Source organism: Weizmannia sp. FSL K6-3076, from assembly GCF_038007245.1.
Lineage (GTDB): Bacteria > Bacillota > Bacilli > Bacillales > Bacillaceae_C > Weizmannia > Weizmannia faecalis.
This window is the reverse complement of the sequence record NZ_JBBOWU010000001.1, coordinates 3,253,581-3,274,575: the sequence shown is the minus strand read 5'-3', so window position 1 is coordinate 3,274,575 and position 20,995 is coordinate 3,253,581. Positions and strand designations below refer to the sequence as shown.

Below are 20,995 nucleotides of genomic sequence, written 5' to 3'. Positions count from 1 at the left end.
CTCCTCCTCTTATGCTACTCCTGTAATAAAACAAAGCATTCAAAAGGCGATAGCACCAGTTTGCTTGGCACCGCTTTGCTATGATAGCCGTTGTTATTGAGCAGGCATGCCCATCTGTGGCGGGTAAGCTCCGGGCAGGTAAAGGTCTGCAGCTTTTTCGATGTATTGCAGACAATCATGGCACAGCTGCCTTCATGCTTCCGTATATACGCGTAGATGTCCGGGTCCTCATCAGCCAGCATTTCCCAGCTGCCGGCCGTAAAGACAGGCATTGATTTTTTCAGTTCGATCAGCTTCCGGTAATAATGCAGCACGGAGCCGGGATCTTTTTCCTGCGCCGCTACGTTCACGGTCCGCGTATCTTCATTGATGCCGAGCCACGGAGCATATGTAGAAAAGCCGCCGTATCGATCATTGTTCCACTGCATGGCGCCTCTTGACGTATCTTTAGAGCGCTGTTGCACCATTTTTAAAATTTCTTCCTCCGCATAGCCTTTCTTTTTCGCAATTGTGGCAAGCCCTTTGATACTTGGGTCCTCATAGTCTTGGAGCCGCGGGAGCTTCAAGTTCACCATGCCGATTTCTTCGCCCTGCAGCAAAATCTGCAGCCCCCATTGCAAATACATCAAAGTAGCAAGCATCTTTGCGCTTTTTTCCCGGTATTTACCTTCGTCCCCGAAACGCGACAAGGCCCGCGGCATATCATGATTATTCCAGTAGAGCGAATTGAAGCCTTCCCCGTACAAGTCATGTTGCCACTGGGACATCGCTTTTTTAAAAGCAAGCAAGTCCCATTTTCCCTGTTGCCAGTTTTGCGGAATGCCAGGTTTTTTTGCTTCTGTGTCAAACCCTAAGTAGTTAAAGGTAATGATGCAGTCGCATTCTTCGCGGTCCGGCCTTGAATAAAGCCGGGCAAGCTTCGTGTCGGCGGAAGCTGTTTCCCCGATTAAAAAAGCTTCCGGATGCTTCGCTTTAATCGTACGGTTAAATTCACGGATATAATCATGGACACGCGGCAGGTTGGCATAATACTGTTCTGCAAGCACAAAGGCTTCTTCCGATTTTGTTTTAACGGGAAGAAAACGGGTGTCCTTTGCCAGGTGAATGACCGCATCCAGCCGGAATCCGTCCACACCTTTATCCAGCCAGAATAGGGCGATTTTTGCCATTTCTTCGCGCACTTTTTTGTTCTCCCAGTTCAGGTCGGGCATTTTGTCGCTGAACAGATGAAAATAATATTGCCCGGTTTGTTGATCCAATGTCCATGTGCTGCCGCCGAAAAAGCTCGCCCAGTTCGTCGGTTCACGCCCTTTGACAGGGTCATGCCAAATGTAGTAATCCCTGTACGGATTTTCTTTGCTTTTCCGCGCTTCTTGGAACCACGGGTGGCGGTCTGACGTATGGTTCAGCACGAGGTCCAGAATGATTTTAAGCCCGCGTTTTTTCGCTTCCTTGATCAGGTGTTCCACATCTTCCATCGTGCCGAAAACCGGGTCGATTTTTTCGTAGTTGCTGACATCATAGCCATTGTCCACATGCGGCGATGCGAAAATCGGATTGAGCCAGATGGCCGTTGCCCCGAGATCACGGATATAATCCAGCTTTTCAATGATGCCCGGGATATCGCCCACGCCGTCCCCGTTTGCATCTTTGAAACTGCGCGGATATACCTGATAGATGACAGCTTCTTTCCACCACGCATCTTGCAAAGCGGTTCACCTCCACGTTTCTTCTATACCCTTTCAACGTATCATCACCCCTTTATCCGGAACAAATTTTTCAGCGATGTTACCGTTAACAAAATGCTTTTTACGGGTTTGATTGGCCCAAGCCCATCCTGAAAAAAATAAGCAACCGGTGTAAGGCTGCTTATTCACAGACGGTGGAGGGGCGGATGATCACTTCCGGTTCAAAAAACTGGTGCCCTTGGGATTTCCCGTTTTCCTGAATTTTTTTCAACAGCATGCGTGCACATGCTTCTCCCATTTTTACAACGGGCTGGCGCACGGTTGTAATATGGGGAGCGGAAATCCGGTCAAGAAACACCCCGTCAAAACCGGTGACCGCAACCTCACTTGGTATGGATAGCCGCAGCGATTGGGCGGCTCTGATCACACCGAGGGCAATCCGGTCGCTTGCGCATACAAACGCGCATCTTTCCTTCCGGCTGGATAAAATTTTTTCCGCTTCTTGCTGGGCGGCGCTTGAACTGTTTTTGACCCTGCAAAGAAACGGCGGCAACCCGTTTGCTTCGGTTGCATCCAGATAACCTTTTTGTCTCGCAAACATAAAGGGCTCTTGCAGGTCAATGCCGAAAAAATAAATTTTTTTAAACCCGCGGCGAATGACATGCTCTGTTAACAGCCGTACGCCTTTTTCATTGTCCACATCAATAAAATCAAACCCTCTGTCATTTTGCCCGAATAAAATCACCGGTTTGGAAAATTCTTTTAAAATGGTATCGTAATCCTGGCTGCGGACACCCGTCGCAATCACACCGTCGCACTGGCCGATGTCCTTCGATTTCCGTGTGACCAGCTGAAGCGAGTAGTGGTTTTGGTCGAGCTCCCTGGCAATGCCGGCCAGCAAGTTCATATAATACGGCTCTGTTGTGTCCATTTCTTCCAATATCAGGAACTTGATGACCTGGGTACGGTTGGAGACGAGGGCACGTGCCGCATAATTGGGTACATAGTTCAACTGCTCCATCGCCTCATATACCAGTTTTTTTAAATCATCTCTAACCTGTTCGGGGTGGTTAAGGACCCGTGAAACCGTCATCTTTGAAACATTCGCCTGTTTTGCGACATCGGAAATGGTAACCATCACGCCTCATCCTTTATTTTTCAGAAGAAATGCGCTTTCGATTTTTTCAAAGTCAAGATCCTGCGTCCCTTCAACAAGGAAATCCGCCTGCTTCATGTTTTCCGGCGTGCCGACCCCGACTGCAAACATGCCGGCCGCTTTAATGGCCTGGATGCCGGCTTCCGCGTCTTCAATGCCGATGCAAAATGCCGGATCCGCGTCCAGCTTGCGGGCGCCGGTTAAAAAGATTTCCGGATCCGGCTTGCCGTGCTGAATGCGGGCAGCGTCCACGATTTCATCAAAAAAGGAAGCCACCCCCAGTCTGTCGATGACAAACATGGCGTTTTTGCTCGCGGAAGCCAGCGCTGTTTTGATTCCCCTTTCCTTTATATCTTCGAGCAGGTTGTGGATGCCCGGAAGCAAATCGGCAGGGGAAATTTGGCGGATCAGTTCTTTGTAATATTCATTTTTCCTGTCCGCGAGCTCGCTCAGCTTTTCTTTAGAAAAGGAAGGCTCCGGCCGGGCGTTCTCCAATATTTTCTTTAAAGAGTCCATGCGGCTGAGCCCTTTAAGCGCTTCATTAAAATGGCGGTCAAAAGGAACCTGCAGCTCATCAGCCAGCTTTTTCCATGCTAAGTAGTGGTATTCCGCAGTATCTGTGATGACCCCGTCTAAATCAAAGAGAAAGGCTTGAATATGTGAAGCTGCCATTGACAATTCTCCTCCAACTTATAAAGTTTGATTGCTGTTATGATTAGTATACGGGAAATTTCTCTTGAAAACTATGGAACTATATAAGTTGCTTGTCGAAACCAGCAGAAAAGGCGAAAAAGATTCAGAAAAAGCGAAAGAACTGGCGAAAAGCCGGAAAAATCCGGCGCATTTCGAAAAACGCGGTATAAATGAAAGGATTCCATGCCCACTTCAGAAATCATCCCTTTATTTGAAAAAAAGGTGACTGAATCGGCAAAAAGGGCCGGACGGTAAAAAAGCGGGCGGAAAGCAAGAACGTGCTGATTTTTTCCGGAAAACCAGCGAAAAGGTACAAGAGTTCGGCGGGACTTTTGTTTGCTTATGCTATAGACTCTTGACCGCCTGAATGCCGAAATAAATGCCGAAACCGACAAGAGACAGGCCGGACAGCCTCGAAATGAAAAGAATCAAACGGTTGGTTAGCAGTTTTCCGAAGCTGCTTGAGACGGCAGCCATCGAAAAATCCCACAGCGCCACTCCGATAAAGATGGCCAGGCTGTAGAGGAGAAACTGCTGCGGGCCTACAGATTCAGCTGTTTTTGCAAGCACGGAACCGTAAACGCCGAGCCAGAATAAAATGGTGAGCGGATTGGTCAGAGACATCAGAAAACCGGTCAGGAATGATTTGGACAATTTTTCTTTGTTTCTCATCAAACCGGAAATCGGCTGATTGGCTGCAATCATGCTTTCAATGCCGGTGTATGTAAGGACAAAGCATCCGAAAAACCAAAGGAATGATTTTACAAATCCGATGCTGAGCAAATGGACGACACCGAGATAAACGAGCAGCATATACAAACCGTCCGCTGCCATGGCACCGATTCCGAGCAGCCATGAGTGGAGAAAGCCATTTTTAATCCCCTTGTCAATTTGAGCGGCATTCACCGGCCCGATCGGCGCAGCAAGCGACAGCCCAAGAAAAATATAACTAATCATGCTTTCCATCATTTTCCTCAGCCTTTCCATCATGCGATTGATATATTTGTATTCAGAAACCATAGCCTGTACAACTAATAAAAGCAAAATGGATGCCATAAATGAAAAAATGAACCCAAACGATGAAAGTGCATAAACAGAGTCGATGGGTTAAAAGTGCGCCATTATTCTTCCATGGATTGCTTTTCTGTCCATGGCTTCTAAAAGGGTTTGATCGAATGATGGATGGAAAAGCAGGCACGGGAATTGAAAATGATCATTTTTTTGTTTCAGCGGTTTAAAAATTTGAAGCCTATGTCCCTTTATTTTTCCGCTCATTTGCTCCTTCGAGTAAAATATTACCCATACAAAGAACGAGCAAAGAAAGTACAAAGCATATGGTTTAGAATAAATAGAAAGGATGTGCTAAATTGAAAATAAAAAATATAGAGTGGATTTCCAAAGAAGCTTTAGAAGCTGAAGTAATCGTGACGGATGGAGAAACCGAAATCAGATGCTTTGCCCAACCGTTAAATTACACAGAAGGCTATGTATTAAAGAACCCGATTTACTGTTTGAATGTTTCTGATTTGATGAAGGCGGAAAAGCCAAAGTACACAATTGAAAAACTGGATGAATATTTTTCCTATAGATTTACAGGGAAATTAGTGCATAAAGAGAAAGTGTTGGTTGGCAAATTTATTCTAGAACTGGATAATGAAATACCTGGAGATATAAATGATGGCGATTTTATCACTTTTTTGTGCCAGAGATTAGATATCTTTTAGAAAAATTGTATAGCGGCGACCATTGTACCGAAAAATTGAAAGTCCCAAAATGATTGTGAAAAAACCACGGCTCCATATTCGTTGAAATCTTGCCGTATTCATGTTACGATTACCGTACATCGTTTACGCTTTTAGCTGACAATGCTCAAAAGAGTATATTTTTTTGCCGAAAAGGGTAAAACCCTAAGGAAGACATGCGGCCCTGTTGAACGTTTAGAAGGAGATTGAGAAGATTGACGAAGTTTTCAGAATTAAATTTAAGCCCGGCGATTTTAAAAGCTGTGAAAAGAATGGGATTTGAAGAGGCATCGCCGATTCAGGCAGCCACCATTCCGCTCACCATGCAAGGGAAGGATATTATCGGCCAGGCGCAGACAGGTACGGGAAAAACTGCAGCATTTGGCATACCGTTAATTGAAAAGATTGATCATAGAAGCCGTAATATTCAAGGAATCATTATCGCGCCAACCCGCGAGCTTGCCATTCAAGTATCTGAAGAATTGTACCGGATCGGCCAGGATTCGCGCGTTCATGTGCTGGCTGTTTATGGCGGCCAGGATATTTCGCGTCAGATCCGTGCGCTGAAGAACCATCCGCAAATTATTGTCGGAACACCGGGACGGATTCTTGACCATATACACCGGGGAACCTTGAAACTCGACCATGTGCATACGCTTGTGCTTGACGAAGCGGATGAAATGTTGAATATGGGCTTTATTGATGACATTGAAGCCATTCTTTCCACCGTGCCGAAAGACCGCCAAACGATGCTGTTCTCGGCAACCATGCCGGATCCGATCCGGAAAATTGCCGAACGCTTCATGAACAACCCGGAACTTGTCCGTGTGAAAGCAAAAGAAATGACCGTTCCGTCTATTGAACAATACTACGTCAAAGTCCAGGAACGCGAAAAATTCGATGTATTGTCAAGGCTTTTGGATGTACAGTCTCCGGACCTTGCGATTGTGTTTGGGCGCACGAAGCGGAGAGTTGATGAACTGGCGAATGCCCTGAACTTGCGCGGCTATCTTGCAGAAGGTATCCACGGTGATTTGAGCCAGGCGAAACGCTTATCGGTACTCCGGAAGTTTAAAGACGGGAAAATTGATGTGCTTGTTGCCACCGATGTTGCCGCACGCGGGCTGGATATCTCGGGTGTAACCCATGTTTACAATTACGATATTCCGCAGGATCCGGAATCCTATGTGCACCGGATCGGAAGAACGGGCCGTGCCGGACGGGAAGGCATGGCAATGACCTTTGTCACGCCGCGGGAAATGGGCTATCTCAAAACGGTTGAACAGACAACGAAAAAGAGAATGCTCCCGATGCGCCCGCCGACCTGGGATGAAGCGTTTGAAGGGCAGCAGCGCGTCACCATGGAACGGATCGGGGAAACCATCAAAGAAGGCAATATTGATGAATATATGTCGGTAGCGAAGGAGCTGCTTGCAGAATATGACCCGGCTGAGGTCACGGCAGCTGCTTTGAAACTGATGACGAAAGAGCCGGATAAAACACCGGTTCATATTTCAGAAGAACGGCCGCTTCCGCATAAAAAAGACCATAGCAGACGGGGCAAGCCTGCAGGGTCCTACAAAGGGTCTTACAATAAGGGAAGAAAGCCGAGAAGAACAACAACAAACCGCAAACCATTTTAACCAAACGAAGGCGGGGCCAAAAAAATAGAGCATCATCAGCTTTACGAGCGGGTCGGTTTGTATCCGGCTGCGACTCTTTACAAGTAAAAATGCCGGTATGGCAAAAGTTGCCGGCGCCCCATTAAAAAAGCAACGGCAGCTCCCGTTGCTTTTTTTAAAGCGGAAGAATCCGCTTTTTTTCGTAAAAGCCTTTCCCCCGAGCAGCACGCCGGTAATGCGGCTGAAAAGAATTGGCTTTTTTTAAAGCGGAAGAATCCGTTTTTTTCGTAAAAGTCATTCCCCCGAGCAGCACGCCGGCAATGAGTCCGGAGAATTGACTTTTTCTAAGCAGGAGAAGCCGCTTTTCTTTGCAAAAGCATGCCTCCGAGCAGCATGCCGGCAACGAGTCCGGAAAGATGGGCTGTGTGGTTGGCACCAGGCTGCATCATAGCCGTTACAACGGAAATGACCGCAATCGATAAAATGGTTTGCCGGCTTGTTTTTGGCACATCTTCCCCGACCCAGACAAGGGCGACATATGCGCCGATCAGGCCGAACAGGGCACCGCTCGCACCGGCATGGGAATAGGTAAGCGGAAGCAGAAAAAAAGAAGCGAGATTGGCGCAGCATCCGCAGCCAAAATATAATAGGGTAAACTTCCATTTTCCGGCCAGCCGTTCGAGACAGGGGCCGAGCAGCAAAAGGGAGAAGGAATTCAACAGCAGGTGGCTGAAATCAATATGGACAAAAACAGGGGAGACAAGCCGCCATATTTCCCCTTGGGCAATATAAAGGTTCACACCGGACAGTGTTTCATAAAGGGTTTGTGTTGGTAAAACCGGAAGCCGCATGGCCGCAAACAAGAGGCACTGGGCCAGGAAAATGGCAGATACGACGGGATAGGAACCAATAAAAGCAGAAAAGCGGATCGGGCGGATCAGCATTGCAAATACTCCTTTCAATGGAAAAGCTCTATTTATACATATGCCGGAAATGACGAATTAGACGTCCGGCCTGCTTCTAACCGCAACCGCCAGCAGGATGGAAAAAGGGATAGCCCAAATCCGGCGCGTATTTTCAAAAAGGGCCGAACCGCCATCATGGATACCAGCAGAACGATTTACCGGCGCATATTTTCACGGAAGGCAGAGGCACCGCAGCAGCGTGAAAATCGGGTATCGGAAATTTTGTGGTTTATACTCTGGAAAAACAGAAGGTGAGCACATGATCAAAGGAATTGGCATTGATATTGTCGAGCTTGAAAGGATAAAAAAGCTGTATGAACGGCAGCCGCGGTTTCCGGTGCGGATTTTAACAAAAGCGGAGCAGCAAAAGTTCTGCAAGTTGACAGAAAAAAGGAAAATTGAATTCCTGGCCGGCAGGTTTGCGGCGAAAGAAGCTTATTCCAAAGCTTTTGGCACGGGGATCGGGGGCGCGTTGTCTTTTCAGGAAATTGAAATCGCAAAAGATGAAAATGGCCGCCCGTATTTTTCAAAGCCGGCAGAGCCCCATGCCCATTTGTCGATCACGCACAGCCGTGAATATGCATTCGCCCAAGTGATTCTGGAAGACTGAAGCTATAACGTTTTTTCAATTCCCCATCATACAGGCCCGGGTTGTCTCATATATTCAGAGTAAGAGAGGAGAGACAAGGCACGGGCTTTTGATGAAGCCTTTCTCTTCATAAGATTTGAGACAATAAAGGGGTTGAAAGGATGAAGAGAAAGTACTGGGTTTTGTTTGCGGCGCTGTTTGCCATTTTTCTGCTTTCCGCCTGCGGAGCGAAAAAACCGCAGGATGTGGCCGGAAAATTAAATGAAAAAGTGGAGAAGATGGACGGCTACAAGCTGAATGCGAAAATGACGCTGAAAACGGGCAATGAACCGCGGACATACAATATTGAAGTTTGGCACAACCGGCCGGGATATTACCGTGTCAACCTGAAAAATGCGGGCGAGGGGCAGAGCCAGATGATTTTGCGCAATAAAGAAGGCGTGTTTGTGGTCACGCCCGCCCTCAACAAAAGCTACAAATTTCAAAGCGACTGGCCGAACAACACAAGCCAGGCGTACCTTTATGAATCACTTGTGAAAGACATATTGAAAGATAAAGAGGCAAAGATGACGGTGAAAAAGAACCGATATGTGTTTGAGACGAAGACACGCTATCAAAACCATAAGATGCTGCCGTACCAGCAAATTACTTTTGACAAAAGGACGCTTGCACCAGTCAGTGTGAAAGTGATGGACACGGACCGCAATACGCTTGTCAGTGTGCTTTTTACGAAAGTGGATTTTAATGCAAAATTCGACAGCAACGCGTTTGACACGAAAAAAAATATGACAGGGGCGAAACTCGAAGTGCCGGTGGACGGAAAGGTCGGCAACAAAGAGTTTTCGGTAAAATATCCGACGGCAAAAATCGGGGGGACGACGCTGCTCGATGAACAGGAAGTTGCCGTTGCAAACGGCAAGCGCGTTATTTTGACCTATACGGGCGATAAAACGTATACGCTGATTGAGGAAAAGGCAGAGGTACTCCCTGCTGCTTCCACAGAACCGATTCCTGCAAACGGGGAAATGGCGGATCTCGGGTTTGCGTTCGGGATCAAGACAGGCGACTCCCTGTCCTGGACGGTGAACGGTGTCGAATATACGCTTGCCTCCAAATCGCTCACGGCTGCGGAAATGATGGAAGTCGCCCAGTCTGTCGGAGGAGAACCGGAAAAATAAAATGCGGATAACCCGTTCGTAAGCACTAAAAGCACAAGCCCGCAGCCATTCTCTGCGGGTTTTTTTCTTGATGCGGTTACAGCATGTTGCTTTCGGCAATCCGTCCCAAACCGGTTTGATAAGACTTCCTTTTAAAAACCATTGACAACGCTGGCTACGCGTTCGATAATCAGGATATGGAATCATAAAGGAAGTGTAATCATGGCTTTTTACCGGGATACATGGGTGGAAGTCGATTTGGATGCCATTTCGGAAAATGTCGGAAATATGCGCCAGCTTTTGCCCGAGCATACGCAAATCATTGCGGTTGTAAAAGCGAACGCCTACGGGCACGGCGCGGAATATGTGGCGAAAACCGCGCTTGCATCCGGAGCTTCAGCGCTTGCGGTTGCATTTTTGGACGAGGCGCTCGCGTTACGAAAAAAAGGGATTACCGCTCCGATACTTGTTTTGGGGGCAGCCCGTCCGGAAGATGCCGGAGTCGCGGCTGAAGAAAACATCTCCCTGACTGTTTTTCAAAAAGACTGGCTTGAGGAAGCAGGCCGGTATTTAACCGGGCGGAAACTATCCGTCCATCTTAAATGTGATACCGGAATGGGCCGGATTGGCGTAAGAACCCTACAGGAATTAAAAGAAGTGGAAAAAATCGTGAACCAACAATCCTGTTTCTATTTTGAAGGGATCTTTACCCACTTTGCGACAGCGGATGAAATCGATACGACTTTGTATGAAAAGCAATATAGCCAGTTTCAGGATATGGTTTTAAACCTCGAACACCGCCCGCCGTATGTGCACTGCGCAAACAGCGCCGCCGCTTTGAGATTTGACCAGTCTCCGTTTAATGCTGTCCGTTTCGGCATTGCAATGTACGGGCTCTCCCCTTCGCCCGCCATCAAGCCGGTTTTGCCGTTTCCGTTAAAAGAGGCGTTCTCCCTTCATACGAAGGTGACGCATGTGAAACAAATCCATGCCGGGGACACGGTGAGTTATGGTGCCACTTATCAGGCTTCCGGCGATGAATGGATCGCCACGCTGCCGATTGGATATGCAGATGGCTGGATCCGCAGGCTTTCAGGTCAGGAAGTGATCATTGACGGGGAAAGAGCGCCTATTGTCGGCAGGATTTGCATGGATCAATGCATGGTCAAGCTTGCCCGTCCGGTTGCTGTCGGGACAAAAGCAACCTTGATTGGAAAGCAGGGAGATTTGTCCATTCCTGTTGACGAAATTGCCGAAAAGCTCGAAACCATCAACTACGAGGTTACCTGTTCCATTTCAAGCCGGGTGCCGCGCATTTTCCTGAAAAACGGGAACGATGTCGCGGACGTGTCGAATCCGGTCCTTGAAGGTTGAAAAATGTTTTGGCGAATTTTGAATAATGACATGATTTTTTTGCCGATAATAGACAGGAATGGTGATTTGGCCTTTGCATATAGTGTATTTGATGGTATGATGAAAAGGGAATGGAAAGTAGAAACGGTGTCTAGTGCGTGGAGGTGTAGCAGGTGTCTGAACCTATTTCAACAGAAATTTTAGTCCGCTTGCCGCAGCAGCTGTTGACGGAATTGGACGGATTTGCTGAAACTGAAAATATGAATCGCAATGAATTAATTTACCGTGCCACAAAAATGTATTTAAAAGAACGGAAAAAACGCCAAATCCGCGAAACGATGAGGCGTGGTTACATGGAAATGGCAAAAATTAATTTGGCGATTGCCTCCGAAGCGATCCAGGCTGAATACGAAGCAGAACATACAGTTGAAAGCCTAGTAAGCGGGGGGTAATCCTTTGATTGTTAAGCGTGGAGACGTGTACTTCGCCGATCTATCTCCGGTGGTCGGCTCCGAGCAGGGAGGCGTACGTCCTGTCCTCATTTTACAAAACGACATTGGAAACCGTTTTAGCCCCACTGTCATTGTTGCCGCGATAACAGCGCAAATCCAGAAAGCAAAATTGCCCACGCATGTGGAAATTGATGCAAAGCGTTACGGTTTGGAAAGGGATTCTGTGATATTGCTTGAACAAATACGCACAATCGATAAACAACGCTTAACGGATAAGATTACGCATCTTGATGAAGAAGTCATGGAAAAAATTGACGACGCCCTGCAAATCAGCCTGGGACTGGTCGAATTTTAGGAACGCTCTTTTTAAAGGGCGTTTTTTCATTCGGCAGGCTTTGCCATTCTTAAAATAAGCTGGAACAAAAGAGAGATCATCCCGTCGCCCGTTTTAGCATATTTTTTCACGTGCTGCGGTCAAACATGCGAAACCCACCTTCAAAAAAAATACAACGAATGTGGTTTAACCCTATCTGAAAACGGGTATATGATAACGCTATAAGATAAACCGAAGAAATTTTCCGGAAAAATGCTGCTTTTGCCCGATTTCTGTGCCATTTACATAAAAAATATTTTCCGGTTGCCGGCAAAAACAGATATAATAACTTATAAATCAAATGGATTTTTCTGTGTTTTTTCAACAAACCGGTTCAGAAAAAAGCCATCCGCCGGGGCGAAAGGGAGCAATTCATTTGTTTTTGTGCAAGCCTTCCGGAAAAGCCCGGCATGTCTAAAGCAGGCTGTCAAAGAAGGGCGCTTCAAACTGTTCGGAGGAAAGAGGGTTGATCATGCAATCATATTTAGCGAAATTTATACCAGAACATAAAGATGAAATACTGGATGAATGGATGAAAAGCATGAAAGCAAAAGGCGGTGCCCCGTTTCATTTTGATGAAGGGGTGGTGTTTGAAAAAACAAGCCGGGATTTTGTCGAAGTGATTCTTGCGCGGTTGACGAAAGGCAATCACGAATACGAGAAACAGCTCGGCGAGTTTTCCGAAAGAATCGTGACACTGGGCTGGCCGCTCACTTTTGCAACGACTGGCATTCAAATTCTCGGGGATATTGTTTACAACCTGATGATGAATAACAACCCGGATGTCGTGTTTGAAAAGCACCAGGAATTCTGGGAAATCTTCCGGGAATGGACCAATGCCGTTCAAAATGAATTTGTCAATGCCTACACCACCATCTGGGAAAAAACCATTTCGCTTCAGCAAAGTGCGTTAAAGGAATTGTCCGCCCCCTTGATTCCGGTGTTTGACAAAATTGCCGTCCTTCCATTAGTCGGCACCATTGACTCGGAAAGGGCAAGACAGATTATGGAAAACCTGCTGTACGGCATTGTGAAAAACAAGTCGGAGGTGGTACTGATCGACATTACGGGCGTGCCAGTTGTTGATACGGTTGTTGCCCATCATCTCATTCAGGCGGCAAATGCTGTCCGGCTTGTCGGCTCCCGCTGCATGCTTGTCGGCATCCGTGCTGAAATTGCACATACGTTAACAAATTTGGGAATCAAATTAAATCATATTACAACAACGAGTACACTGCAAAGAGGAATTGAACAGGCTCTTGAAATGACAGGGAGGAAAATCGTAGAATGGGAGGGTTGATTGATGCGCATACCCATTTTAAAGCTGGGAAACTGCCTGCTGGTCTCGATCCAATGGGAGCTTGATGACCAGACAGCTTTGGAGTTTCAGGAAGATTTGCTTAAAAAAATATACGAAACGAATGCAAGCGGTGTTGTCATCGACATCACCTCTATCGATTTTATTGACTCATTCATCGCAAAAGTGCTGGGCGATGTGGTCAATATGTCCAAAATGCTGGGCGCAAAAGTGGTCATCACCGGAATCCAGCCTGCAGTCGCCATTACCCTGATCGAGTTGGGAATTACGATGGAGGGCGTCATGACGGCACTGGATTTGGAAAGCGGCCTGGAGAAATTAAAACAGGAATTGGGGGACTAGCTGTATGGATAACCATTCCTGTGTAAAAATTTTGAATGAGTGGGATATTGTGGCCGCCCGCCAGCTTGGGAGAAACATTGCAAGGGAGCTCCATTTCGGTGCTGTCGACCAGGCAAGAATCACAACGGCCATCAGCGAACTCGCCCGCAATATTTTTATATACGCAGGACAAGGGGAAATCCGGATTGAGAAAGTTCTGCAAGACGGGAAAAAAGGGCTGAAAGTGATCGCTACAGATAAAGGGCCGGGGATTGGAAATATCCGGAAAGTAATGGAAGACGGCTATTCCACATCCGGAGGGCTTGGGGCAGGCCTGCCGGGAGTAAGACGCCTGATGGACGAATTTGATATCGTTTCGGCGCCGAATGAGGGAACAACCGTTACCGCAATCAAGTGGATACGATGATAGGAGGAAAAAAGATGGATTTCCGCGATGCAATGGAGCAGGAATATAAAGAGATTCTCAGCCATTTTTTACAGCATCCGGATGAACAGGCGCTGTACCAGTGCGAGAAGTTCAGCCGCAAACTGATTGAAAACCGGATCTCTCCTGAAGACATGATTATGTGCCACCGCTCTGTTTTGCAGCAAATCGAACCCGGGCTTTCCAAAACGGTGCAGCAGTCCTTTGATGTCCTGCTGGAAGTTATGCTTGCCTACGGGCTCGTTTACAGGGAACAGCAAAGCCTCCGGACAAAACAAAAAGAACTGAAGAGCGAAATTGAGATTGCTGCGGGCATGCAGCAAACCCTGCTCAAGGCGAATGTCCCGGAGCAGGATGGCATTGATATTGGCGTGATCAGCATGCCGGCCAAACAAATGAGCGGCGATTATTATCATTTTATTGAAGATGAGAACCGCCGTATCGGCATTGCAATCGCGGATGTGATCGGGAAAGGGATCCCGGCGGCGCTCTGCATGTCCATGATCAAATACGCGATGGACAGTTTGCCGGAATACAGCCACCAACCCCATATCATTTTGGAAAATCTGAACCGCGTCGTTGAACAGAATGTCGACCCGAGTATGTTTATCACGATGTTTTACGGTATGTATGACCCGGTAGTACATAAGTTCTCCTACGCATCCGCCGGGCACGAGCCCGGTTTTTACTATCATGCGGAAACGGATGAATTTGAGGATTTAATCGCAAAAGGGCTGCTTTTGGGCATTGAAAAAAAATCGAAGTATCATGAATATATAAAAGATGTACAGCTCGGCGATATGATTGTGCTGTTGTCAGACGGTGTAACGGAATGCCGGACAAAGGAAGGATTTGTCAGCCGGGAAACGATTACCGGCCTGATCCGGAAAAATATTCGCAAGAGCGCACAGGAAATCGTGGAAAATGTGTACAGGGAGCTGGAAAGATGGCAGGAATTTGAATTGTGTGATGATTTTACCTTGCTGATTTTAAAAAGAACTGCCTAAAAGCAGGTTTGCCATCAGCCCGGAAAGGGTATGAACCACTTAGTGATGAATGTTAAAGAGGTGAAAGAAATGGACTTTGCAGTAGATGTAAAGGAAAAGGAAAGTCAAAATACCTTAAACGTAACCATTTCGGGGGAAATTGACGCATTTACAGCTCCAAAATTAAGAGAAGCATTTGAACCATATGAAGGAAAAGCAGGTTTGGAAGTTTTAATAGATTTAACCAATGTTTCATATATGGACAGCACCGGGCTGGGTGTTCTGGTCGGTTTGTTTAAAAGCTTGCGGGCAAACGGTGGGATGCTCACGTTGACGGGGCTTTCCGACCGTTTGAAACGGCTGTTTGATATTACAGGCCTTTCCGACATCATGAAGATTAATACCGAAATAGAAGGTGGAGTGTGAGACATGGAGGAGTTTGATCATATCAGTATGAAAATCCCTGCCAAAGCGGAATATGTCGGAGTCATCCGCCTCACCATTTCCGGTATTGCAAGCCGCATGGGATTTGATTACGAACTCATCGAGGATTTGAAGATCGCCGCGAGCGAAGCTATTACCAATGCTGTCCAGCATGCCTATAAGGACAAGGAGGACGGGGAAGTCAGCATCGATTTCAGCCTCTATCCGGACCGCCTTGAAGTCATGGTTTCCGATAACGGAGACAGTTTTGATCTGGAAAAAGTAAGGGAACTTGCTGGGCCTTACACGGAAGATGTGCAGATCGAATTTATGAGAGAAGGAGGATTGGGCCTTTATCTCATTGAAAGTTTAATGGATGAAGTCCGCATACATTATGATGGCGGGATTACAGTCATGATGACCAAGTACCTTCAAGGGGAGCAGGTGGAGACGAATGTCAAAACTGCCTCAACCTGATCAGATTGATGTCAATCAATTGATACAATCTTTTCAGCAAAACGGCGACAAAGAGGCGCAGGAAATACTTGTCGCGCACTACCAGAAACTTGTGGAGTCGCTTGCCCGCAAATATTCGAAAGGAAGAGCCTACCAGGAGGACATTTTCCAGGTGGGGATTATCGGCCTGCTCGGCGCCATTCAGCGCTTTGACCCGAATATTGGAAAAAGCTTTGAATCCTTTGCGATTCCGACCATCATCGGAGAAATTAAGCGGTTTTTGAGAGACAAAACATGGAGTGTCCACGTCCCCCGAAGGATTAAAGAACTCGGCCCGCGGATTAAATCCACTGTTGAAAAACTGACGAACGAACTGCAACGCTCGCCAAAAATCGCTGAAATTGCTGCACATCTTGAAATCTCAGAAGAAGAAGTGCTGGAAGCAATGGAAATGAGCAAAAGCTACCACGCACTTTCCGTTGACCATTCGATTGAGTCGGATTCAGACGGCAGTACCGTGACCCTGCTGGATATGGTCGGCAGTGAAGATGACGGATATGAAAAAGTCAACCAGCGGCTTGTGCTTGAAAAAGTGTTGCACGTACTGAGCGAGAGGGAACGCCAGGTCATCCACTACACGTATATTGAAAATTTAAGCCAGAAGGACACAGGCGAGAAATTGGGGATTTCGCAAATGCACGTCTCGCGCCTGCAACGCCGTGCGATCAAAAAACTGCGGGACGCCATAGAAGGTGAACTGCAACATGTGGAGAATTAGCCATTATGAATTATCTTAGTTCAAAGCAAGTAGAAGTATATGGATTTCAGACAACAAAGGCCGGCCGGGACCTGTGCGGAGACGCCTATTTTATGAAGGCAACGGATGACTATTTCCTCTGTGTGCTGGCAGACGGGCTGGGGAGCGGGGAATTTGCCTACTACTCTTCCCAGGCTGTTGCGAAAGTCGTGAAAGAACAATCGGATGACGATGTTGACACGCTGATGGACGCATGCAATCGTGCTTTGTACCGGAAGCGGGGCGCAGCGGTTGCCATTTTCAAAGCCTGTTTTAAATCACGCCAATTTGTTTACAGCTGTGTCGGCAACATCCGCTTTTTTATGGTGGCACCGGGCGGCAAACTGACTTATCCGATCCCGATTACCGGGTACTTGTCCGGCAAGCCGCAGCAATTCAAAACCGAGATTTTTGACTATGAACCGGGTTCCAGGTTCGTCATCCATTCAGACGGCGTGAAAGAGCGGAATGTCCAATCTTTTTTGAAGAAATGTGAGTCCATCGAACGGATTGCCGACCGGTTAAAAGAACAACAGACCATGGATGATGATGCTACATTTATTATTGGGAGCTTGCAGTAAAGGCAAGCTTTTTTATTTTGCAATTTTTTTCAGCCCGTAAAGCATGATAAAATAACAGAAGAGTAATCAGAAGTGTGGTGTTTAATTTGGAAGAAAAACAGGCAAGGCTTATCAGCCGGCTGGGAAAAGAATTGCAGTTCCCGGAAAAGAGCATCCGGAATGTCATCGGTTTGCTGGAAGACGGCAATACCGTTCCTTTTATTGCCCGTTACCGGAAAGAAATGACCGGTGCGCTCGATGAAGTGCAGATCCGTGACATTATGGAGCGGTGGAACTATTTGCAAAATCTTGAGCAGCGAAAAGAGGAAGTCATCCGCCTGATCGATGAGCAGGGAAAATTAACAGAAGAACTGAAAGGAAAAATTTTACAGGCAGAAAAGCTTCAGCTGGTAGAAGACCTCTACCGCCCGTATAAGCAAAAACGCCGGACAAGGGCCACGATTGCAAAGGAAAAAGGGCTGGAACCGCTGGCCCGCTGGATGCTTTCGTTTCCGGCTGAAGGCGACCTGGATGCTGAACTGGCAGCGTACGTATCAGCGGAAAAGCAGGTGGCATCTGCCGAAGAAGCATTGCAGGGTGCAAAAGATATAATTGCCGAAATGGTTTCGGATGAGCCGAAATACCGCGGCTGGATCCGCGGCCAAACGTTTAAAACAGGCGTGATGGCAAGCACCGTCAAAGACGAGGAAAAAGATGAGAAGAAAGTATACGAAATGTATTACGCCTACGAAGAACCGGTCCGCAAAATCGTTCCCCACCGCGTGCTTGCCCTTAACCGCGGCGAAAAAGAAAACATTTTGCGCGTATCCATTGAGGCCGACACCGAGCGGATTTTGGCGTATTTGAACCGGCAAGTGATCCGAAGTGAAGCCTCCATTACATCAGGCATCGTCAAGGAAGCGGTGGAAGATGGCTATAAACGGCTAATTGAGCCCGCCATTGAAAGGGAAATCCGCAACGAACTGTCCGAAAAAGCGGAAGACCGGGCGATCCATATTTTTGCCGAAAATTTAAGGAACCTGCTTCTTCAGCCGCCTTTAAAAGGAAAAACGGTGCTCGGGGTTGACCCGGCGTACCGAACCGGCTGCAAACTCGCAGTCGTGGATGAAACGGGCAAAGTGCTGAAAATCGGCGTGATTTACCCGCATCCGCCAAAACCGAAAACAGAAGAAGCCAAAGCGATTGTAAAAAGCATCATCCGGGATTTTAAGGTGGAGGTCATTGCGATCGGAAACGGCACAGCCTCACAGGAAACCGAGCAATGGATTGCCGGTATTTTAAAAGAAATAGAAGAAGATGTTTTCTATATGATTGTCAATGAAGCGGGGGCAAGCGTCTACTCTGCATCCGACCTTGCCCGCAAAGAATTTCCGGATTTGCATGTTGAAGAACGGAGCGCCGTCTCCATCGCCCGCAGGCTCCAGGACCCGCTGGCAGAGCTTGTGAAAATCGATCCGAAATCGGTCGGTGTCGGGCAGTACCAGCATGACGTTTCGCAAAAGAAACTGAATGAATCGCTCACTTTCGTCGTTGAAACAGCCGTCAACCAGGTCGGGGTCGATGTCAATACCGCATCCCCGTCTCTTTTGCAATATGTGTCCGGGCTCAGCAGCACTGTAGCGGGCAATATTGTAAAATTCCGCGATGAGAACGGCAAATTTAAAAACCGGGCCGAACTGAAAAAAATTCCCCGCCTCGGCGCAAAAACATACGAACAAAGTATCGGCTTTCTACGCATACCGGATGGGGAAGAACCGCTTGATAAAACACCGATCCACCCGGAAAGCTACGATGCGGCCAGAGCTTTGCTGAATGAACTGGGCATGACGACAGCAGATATCGGGACAGAAAAGCTGATCAAATCGCTCGAAACACTGTCTGTCCCGGAAATGGCAAAGACACTCGGCATCGGCGAACTGACCCTGCAAGATATTTTCGAAGCCTTGAAAAAACCGGGCCGCGACCCGCGTGATGAATTGCCAAAACCGCTTTTGAAAAAGGATATTATGAAACTGGAAGATCTGAAACCGGGGATGGAGATGCAAGGAACCGTCCGGAATGTCGTCGATTTCGGGGCGTTTGTCGATGTCGGCGTGAAAGAAGACGGGCTTGTCCATATTTCAAAATTAAGTAAAGGTTTTGTTAAACATCCGCTTGATATCGTCTCAGTCGGCGATATAGTCACCGTATGGGTGGAGAAAGTGGACGTCCAAAAAGGAAGATTATCGCTCACCATGCTTCCAAATGATTAAAAGTGAAAAGAAGATGCGCCAGTTACACGCGCATCTTCTTTTCATTGTAAAAAAACCAGCATTCATTCAGCAGTTTAATTTCACTGCGCCTTTTCTCGCAAAAAGCTCTCCGTATTTGGTTTTGAAACCATACCGGCACACAAACGCCCCCTTGTTCCTGAATGCTGAAACAAAACCAATCCCCCGCACTTTTACTAAAGTATATGCTATAATAACTTGTCATGTGAAAAGAAAAGCGCAGGTGCCCGCGGCATCCATTTTTCATTATGAGTAAGGAGGCATACGGCCATGGATAACAAGGAATTGCAAGGCCTTGTGGAAAAAATATCGATGGAGTATTTTCACAAACCTTTCCGGCATGCAGCCTCATTTAATCCCCGGCTGCGGACCACCGGGGGAAGATATTTGTTAAAAAGCCACAATATCGAAATCAATAAAAAATATTTAGAAGAACTTGGAGAAAAAGAGCTGATCGGCATTATCAAACACGAACTTTGCCATTACCATCTTCATCTGGAAGGGAAAGGGTACAGGCACCGGGATGCGGACTTCAAACAATTGTTAAAGGAAACGGACGCGCCCCGCTATTGTGCCGTGCTGCCGAGTAAAGCGGCTTCCCGCATGACCAGCCGCCCGTCCCCGCGTTACGAATATGTCTGTACGGAGTGTGGCATCCTGTATAAAAGGCAAAGAAAGGTCAACACCAACCGGTACGTTTGCGGGAGATGCGGTGGAAAACTGGTGCTGCACAAAACGTATGCTGAACCGGGCCGGAAATAATGGGCATGCAGCATCTTCGAAACAAGCTTTAAAAATAAATTTTAAAACAGGGTTGACACCTTCGTGTCCCGTCATTATAATGTTAAGAGTCGACAAGATGTTGCTTGTTATTCCGCAGTAGCTCAGTGGTAGAGCAATCGGCTGTTAACCGATCGGTCGTAGGTTCGAATCCTACCTGCGGAGCCATTTTGGGGAAGTACTCAAGTGGCTGAAGAGGCGCCCCTGCTAAGGGCGTAGGTCGCGTAAGCGGCGCGAGGGTTCAAATCCCTCCTTCTCCGCCATACATACAAAGCAGTCATCGCGGCCCGTTGGTCAAGCGGTTAAGACACCGCCCTTTCACGGCGGTAACACGGGTTCGAATCCCGTACGGGTCATTTAAAATTTATCATATCATGAGTGGTTCCGTAGTGTAGCGGTTATCACGCCTGCCTGTCACGCAGGAGATCGCGGGTTCGATTCCCGTCGGAACCGCCATTGGGCCATAGCCAAGCGGTAAGGCAACGGACTTTGACTCCGTCATGCGCTGGTTCGAATCCAGCTGGCCCAGCCATTTTTGAGCCATTAGCTCAGTTGGTAGAGCATCTGACTTTTAATCAGAGGGTCGCAGGTTCGAATCCTGCATGGCTCACCATTTATCCGCGGGTGTGGCGGAATTGGCAGACGCACCAGACTTAGGATCTGGCGCCGCACGGCGTGGGGGTTCGACTCCCTTCACCCGCATTGATTTGATAAATCGCGGAAGTAGTTCAGTGGTAGAACATCACCTTGCCAAGGTGGGGGTCGCGGGTTCGAATCCCGTCTTCCGCTCCATAAAAAAATAGTTGACATCCATAAAAGGTTTTGATAT

23 protein-coding genes and 8 tRNA genes are annotated in these 20,995 nt (G+C 47.4%); 25 read left to right on the top strand and 6 right to left on the bottom strand.

Annotated elements, in window-relative coordinates; all coding sequences use genetic code 11:
- Positions 1 to 14: 14 nt before the first annotated feature.
- From NSS95_RS15550 to NSS95_RS15535, 4 genes are all read right to left on the bottom strand, one after another.
- Positions 15 to 1,709, bottom strand: a complete 1,695-nt coding sequence (locus tag NSS95_RS15550) for a glycoside hydrolase family 13 protein (protein ID WP_328228205.1) — start codon at positions 1,707 to 1,709, stop codon at positions 15 to 17.
- Between the two features lie 160 nt (positions 1,710 to 1,869).
- Positions 1,870 to 2,826: a LacI family DNA-binding transcriptional regulator gene (locus tag NSS95_RS15545; protein WP_276210656.1), complete on the bottom strand. Its 957-nt coding sequence runs from the start codon at positions 2,824 to 2,826 to the stop codon at positions 1,870 to 1,872.
- A 6-nt stretch (positions 2,827 to 2,832) separates the two neighbouring features.
- Positions 2,833 to 3,516, bottom strand: a complete 684-nt coding sequence (pgmB, locus tag NSS95_RS15540; protein ID WP_328228206.1) for a beta-phosphoglucomutase — start codon at positions 3,514 to 3,516, stop codon at positions 2,833 to 2,835.
- A 366-nt stretch (positions 3,517 to 3,882) separates the two neighbouring features.
- Positions 3,883 to 4,503 carry a LysE family transporter gene (locus tag NSS95_RS15535; protein WP_014096801.1) on the bottom strand — a complete coding sequence of 207 codons (621 nt, stop codon included), beginning with the start codon at positions 4,501 to 4,503 and terminating at the stop codon, positions 3,883 to 3,885.
- Positions 4,504 to 4,904: 401 nt separating this feature from the next.
- Here NSS95_RS15535 and NSS95_RS15530 point away from each other — a divergent pair, with 401 nt between their 5' ends.
- Positions 4,905 to 5,261, top strand: a complete 357-nt coding sequence (locus NSS95_RS15530) for a hypothetical protein (RefSeq protein WP_017551134.1) — start codon at positions 4,905 to 4,907, stop codon at positions 5,259 to 5,261.
- A gap of 233 nt (positions 5,262 to 5,494) precedes the next feature.
- Positions 5,495 to 6,922 (top strand): DEAD/DEAH box helicase, encoded by a 1,428-nt coding sequence (locus NSS95_RS15525; RefSeq protein WP_014096803.1) that lies wholly within the window; start codon positions 5,495 to 5,497, stop codon positions 6,920 to 6,922.
- Positions 6,923 to 7,245: 323 nt separating this feature from the next.
- Here NSS95_RS15525 and NSS95_RS15520 read toward each other — a convergent pair whose 3' ends face one another.
- Positions 7,246 to 7,845 (bottom strand): rhomboid family intramembrane serine protease, encoded by a 600-nt coding sequence (locus NSS95_RS15520; RefSeq protein WP_014096804.1) that lies wholly within the window; start codon positions 7,843 to 7,845, stop codon positions 7,246 to 7,248.
- 280 nt (positions 7,846 to 8,125) lie between these two features.
- On the opposite strand from NSS95_RS15520, the gene acpS reads away from it, so the two are divergent.
- From acpS to NSS95_RS15450, 14 genes are all read left to right on the top strand, one after another.
- A complete protein-coding gene (acpS, locus tag NSS95_RS15515) occupies positions 8,126 to 8,476 on the top strand; it encodes a holo-ACP synthase (protein WP_328229069.1) in 351 nt (116 codons plus the stop codon).
- Positions 8,477 to 8,616: 140 nt separating this feature from the next.
- On the top strand, positions 8,617 to 9,633 hold the full coding sequence (locus tag NSS95_RS15510; RefSeq protein ID WP_014096806.1) for a LolA family protein: 1,017 nt from the start codon (positions 8,617 to 8,619) through the stop codon (positions 9,631 to 9,633).
- A gap of 201 nt (positions 9,634 to 9,834) precedes the next feature.
- The gene (gene alr, locus NSS95_RS15505) at positions 9,835 to 10,986 is read left to right on the top strand and encodes an alanine racemase (RefSeq protein ID WP_014096807.1); all 1,152 of its coding nucleotides are present in this window, start codon (positions 9,835 to 9,837) and stop codon (positions 10,984 to 10,986) included.
- A gap of 152 nt (positions 10,987 to 11,138) precedes the next feature.
- Entirely contained in the window at positions 11,139 to 11,417 is a 279-nt protein-coding gene (locus NSS95_RS15500; RefSeq protein WP_014096808.1) for a CopG family ribbon-helix-helix protein, read from the top strand.
- Positions 11,418 to 11,421: 4 nt separating this feature from the next.
- On the top strand, positions 11,422 to 11,772 hold the full coding sequence (locus tag NSS95_RS15495; RefSeq protein WP_013860680.1) for a type II toxin-antitoxin system PemK/MazF family toxin: 351 nt from the start codon (positions 11,422 to 11,424) through the stop codon (positions 11,770 to 11,772).
- A gap of 490 nt (positions 11,773 to 12,262) precedes the next feature.
- Complete coding sequence (locus NSS95_RS15490) at positions 12,263 to 13,090, top strand: RsbT co-antagonist protein RsbRA (RefSeq protein WP_014096809.1); 828 nt, start codon at positions 12,263 to 12,265, stop codon at positions 13,088 to 13,090.
- 3 nt (positions 13,091 to 13,093) lie between these two features.
- The gene (locus tag NSS95_RS15485) at positions 13,094 to 13,450 is read left to right on the top strand and encodes an STAS domain-containing protein (RefSeq protein WP_014096810.1); all 357 of its coding nucleotides are present in this window, start codon (positions 13,094 to 13,096) and stop codon (positions 13,448 to 13,450) included.
- A 4-nt stretch (positions 13,451 to 13,454) separates the two neighbouring features.
- Positions 13,455 to 13,856, top strand: a complete 402-nt coding sequence (locus NSS95_RS15480) for an anti-sigma regulatory factor (protein ID WP_061565065.1) — start codon at positions 13,455 to 13,457, stop codon at positions 13,854 to 13,856.
- 14 nt (positions 13,857 to 13,870) lie between these two features.
- Positions 13,871 to 14,881, top strand: coding sequence for a PP2C family protein-serine/threonine phosphatase (locus NSS95_RS15475; RefSeq protein WP_017551130.1), 1,011 nt, complete (start codon positions 13,871 to 13,873; stop codon positions 14,879 to 14,881).
- A 69-nt stretch (positions 14,882 to 14,950) separates the two neighbouring features.
- Entirely contained in the window at positions 14,951 to 15,286 is a 336-nt protein-coding gene (locus tag NSS95_RS15470) for an anti-sigma factor antagonist (RefSeq protein ID WP_026104587.1), read from the top strand.
- A gap of 3 nt (positions 15,287 to 15,289) precedes the next feature.
- Positions 15,290 to 15,760, top strand: coding sequence for an anti-sigma B factor RsbW (rsbW, locus tag NSS95_RS15465; protein WP_014096814.1), 471 nt, complete (start codon positions 15,290 to 15,292; stop codon positions 15,758 to 15,760).
- Positions 15,738 to 16,517: an RNA polymerase sigma factor SigB gene (gene sigB / locus NSS95_RS15460; protein ID WP_014096815.1), complete on the top strand. Its 780-nt coding sequence runs from the start codon at positions 15,738 to 15,740 to the stop codon at positions 16,515 to 16,517. Before rsbW ends, sigB begins: the two co-directional genes overlap by 23 nt.
- Positions 16,518 to 16,522: 5 nt before the next feature.
- The gene (locus tag NSS95_RS15455) at positions 16,523 to 17,116 is read left to right on the top strand and encodes a PP2C family serine/threonine-protein phosphatase (RefSeq protein WP_026684338.1); all 594 of its coding nucleotides are present in this window, start codon (positions 16,523 to 16,525) and stop codon (positions 17,114 to 17,116) included.
- Between the two features lie 74 nt (positions 17,117 to 17,190).
- Positions 17,191 to 19,368 (top strand): Tex family protein, encoded by a 2,178-nt coding sequence (locus NSS95_RS15450; RefSeq protein WP_071452165.1) that lies wholly within the window; start codon positions 17,191 to 17,193, stop codon positions 19,366 to 19,368.
- A gap of 22 nt (positions 19,369 to 19,390) precedes the next feature.
- On the opposite strand, the gene cmpA is transcribed toward NSS95_RS15450, so the two are convergent.
- Complete coding sequence (cmpA, locus tag NSS95_RS15445; protein WP_088775937.1) at positions 19,391 to 19,507, bottom strand: cortex morphogenetic protein CmpA; 117 nt, start codon at positions 19,505 to 19,507, stop codon at positions 19,391 to 19,393.
- A gap of 149 nt (positions 19,508 to 19,656) precedes the next feature.
- Between cmpA and NSS95_RS15440 the strand changes: the two genes are divergently transcribed.
- The 9 genes from NSS95_RS15440 to NSS95_RS15400 all read left to right on the top strand — a co-directional run bounded on the left by NSS95_RS15440 (position 19,657) and on the right by NSS95_RS15400 (position 20,958).
- A complete protein-coding gene (locus NSS95_RS15440) occupies positions 19,657 to 20,148 on the top strand; it encodes a SprT family protein (RefSeq protein ID WP_017551126.1) in 492 nt (163 codons plus the stop codon).
- 111 nt (positions 20,149 to 20,259) lie between these two features.
- Positions 20,260 to 20,334: transfer RNA gene (locus NSS95_RS15435), tRNA-Asn, on the top strand.
- A 4-nt stretch (positions 20,335 to 20,338) separates the two neighbouring features.
- Positions 20,339 to 20,429, top strand: a tRNA-Ser gene (locus NSS95_RS15430).
- A gap of 21 nt (positions 20,430 to 20,450) precedes the next feature.
- Positions 20,451 to 20,522 (top strand) — tRNA-Glu (locus tag NSS95_RS15425).
- 24 nt (positions 20,523 to 20,546) lie between these two features.
- Positions 20,547 to 20,622 (top strand) — tRNA-Asp (locus tag NSS95_RS15420).
- A 1-nt stretch (position 20,623) separates the two neighbouring features.
- Positions 20,624 to 20,698 (top strand) — tRNA-Gln (locus tag NSS95_RS15415).
- A gap of 5 nt (positions 20,699 to 20,703) precedes the next feature.
- Positions 20,704 to 20,779 (top strand) — tRNA-Lys (locus NSS95_RS15410).
- Positions 20,780 to 20,786: 7 nt separating this feature from the next.
- Positions 20,787 to 20,868 (top strand) — tRNA-Leu (locus tag NSS95_RS15405).
- A gap of 15 nt (positions 20,869 to 20,883) precedes the next feature.
- A tRNA-Gly gene (locus NSS95_RS15400) sits at positions 20,884 to 20,958 on the top strand.
- Positions 20,959 to 20,995: the final 37 nt, after the last annotated feature.

Coding starts and splice junctions, on each gene's coding strand:
- NSS95_RS15545 (WP_276210656.1), bottom strand. CDS start 2,826: ATGGTTACCATTTCCGATGTCGCAAAACAGGCGAATGTTTCAAAGATG.
- pgmB (WP_328228206.1), bottom strand. CDS start 3,516: ATGGCAGCTTCACATATTCAAGCCTTTCTCTTTGATTTAGACGGGGTC.
- NSS95_RS15535 (WP_014096801.1), bottom strand. CDS start 4,503: ATGGAAAGCATGATTAGTTATATTTTTCTTGGGCTGTCGCTTGCTGCG.
- NSS95_RS15520 (WP_014096804.1), bottom strand. CDS start 7,845: ATGCTGATCCGCCCGATCCGCTTTTCTGCTTTTATTGGTTCCTATCCC.
- acpS (WP_328229069.1), top strand. CDS start 8,126: ATGATCAAAGGAATTGGCATTGATATTGTCGAGCTTGAAAGGATAAAA.
- NSS95_RS15510 (WP_014096806.1), top strand. CDS start 8,617: ATGAAGAGAAAGTACTGGGTTTTGTTTGCGGCGCTGTTTGCCATTTTT.
- alr (WP_014096807.1), top strand. CDS start 9,835: ATGGCTTTTTACCGGGATACATGGGTGGAAGTCGATTTGGATGCCATT.
- NSS95_RS15490 (WP_014096809.1), top strand. CDS start 12,263: ATGCAATCATATTTAGCGAAATTTATACCAGAACATAAAGATGAAATA.
- NSS95_RS15485 (WP_014096810.1), top strand. CDS start 13,094: ATGCGCATACCCATTTTAAAGCTGGGAAACTGCCTGCTGGTCTCGATC.
- NSS95_RS15480 (WP_061565065.1), top strand. CDS start 13,455: ATGGATAACCATTCCTGTGTAAAAATTTTGAATGAGTGGGATATTGTG.
- NSS95_RS15475 (WP_017551130.1), top strand. CDS start 13,871: ATGGATTTCCGCGATGCAATGGAGCAGGAATATAAAGAGATTCTCAGC.
- NSS95_RS15470 (WP_026104587.1), top strand. CDS start 14,951: ATGGACTTTGCAGTAGATGTAAAGGAAAAGGAAAGTCAAAATACCTTA.
- rsbW (WP_014096814.1), top strand. CDS start 15,290: ATGGAGGAGTTTGATCATATCAGTATGAAAATCCCTGCCAAAGCGGAA.
- sigB (WP_014096815.1), top strand. CDS start 15,738: ATGTCAAAACTGCCTCAACCTGATCAGATTGATGTCAATCAATTGATA.
- NSS95_RS15455 (WP_026684338.1), top strand. CDS start 16,523: ATGAATTATCTTAGTTCAAAGCAAGTAGAAGTATATGGATTTCAGACA.
- NSS95_RS15440 (WP_017551126.1), top strand. CDS start 19,657: ATGGATAACAAGGAATTGCAAGGCCTTGTGGAAAAAATATCGATGGAG.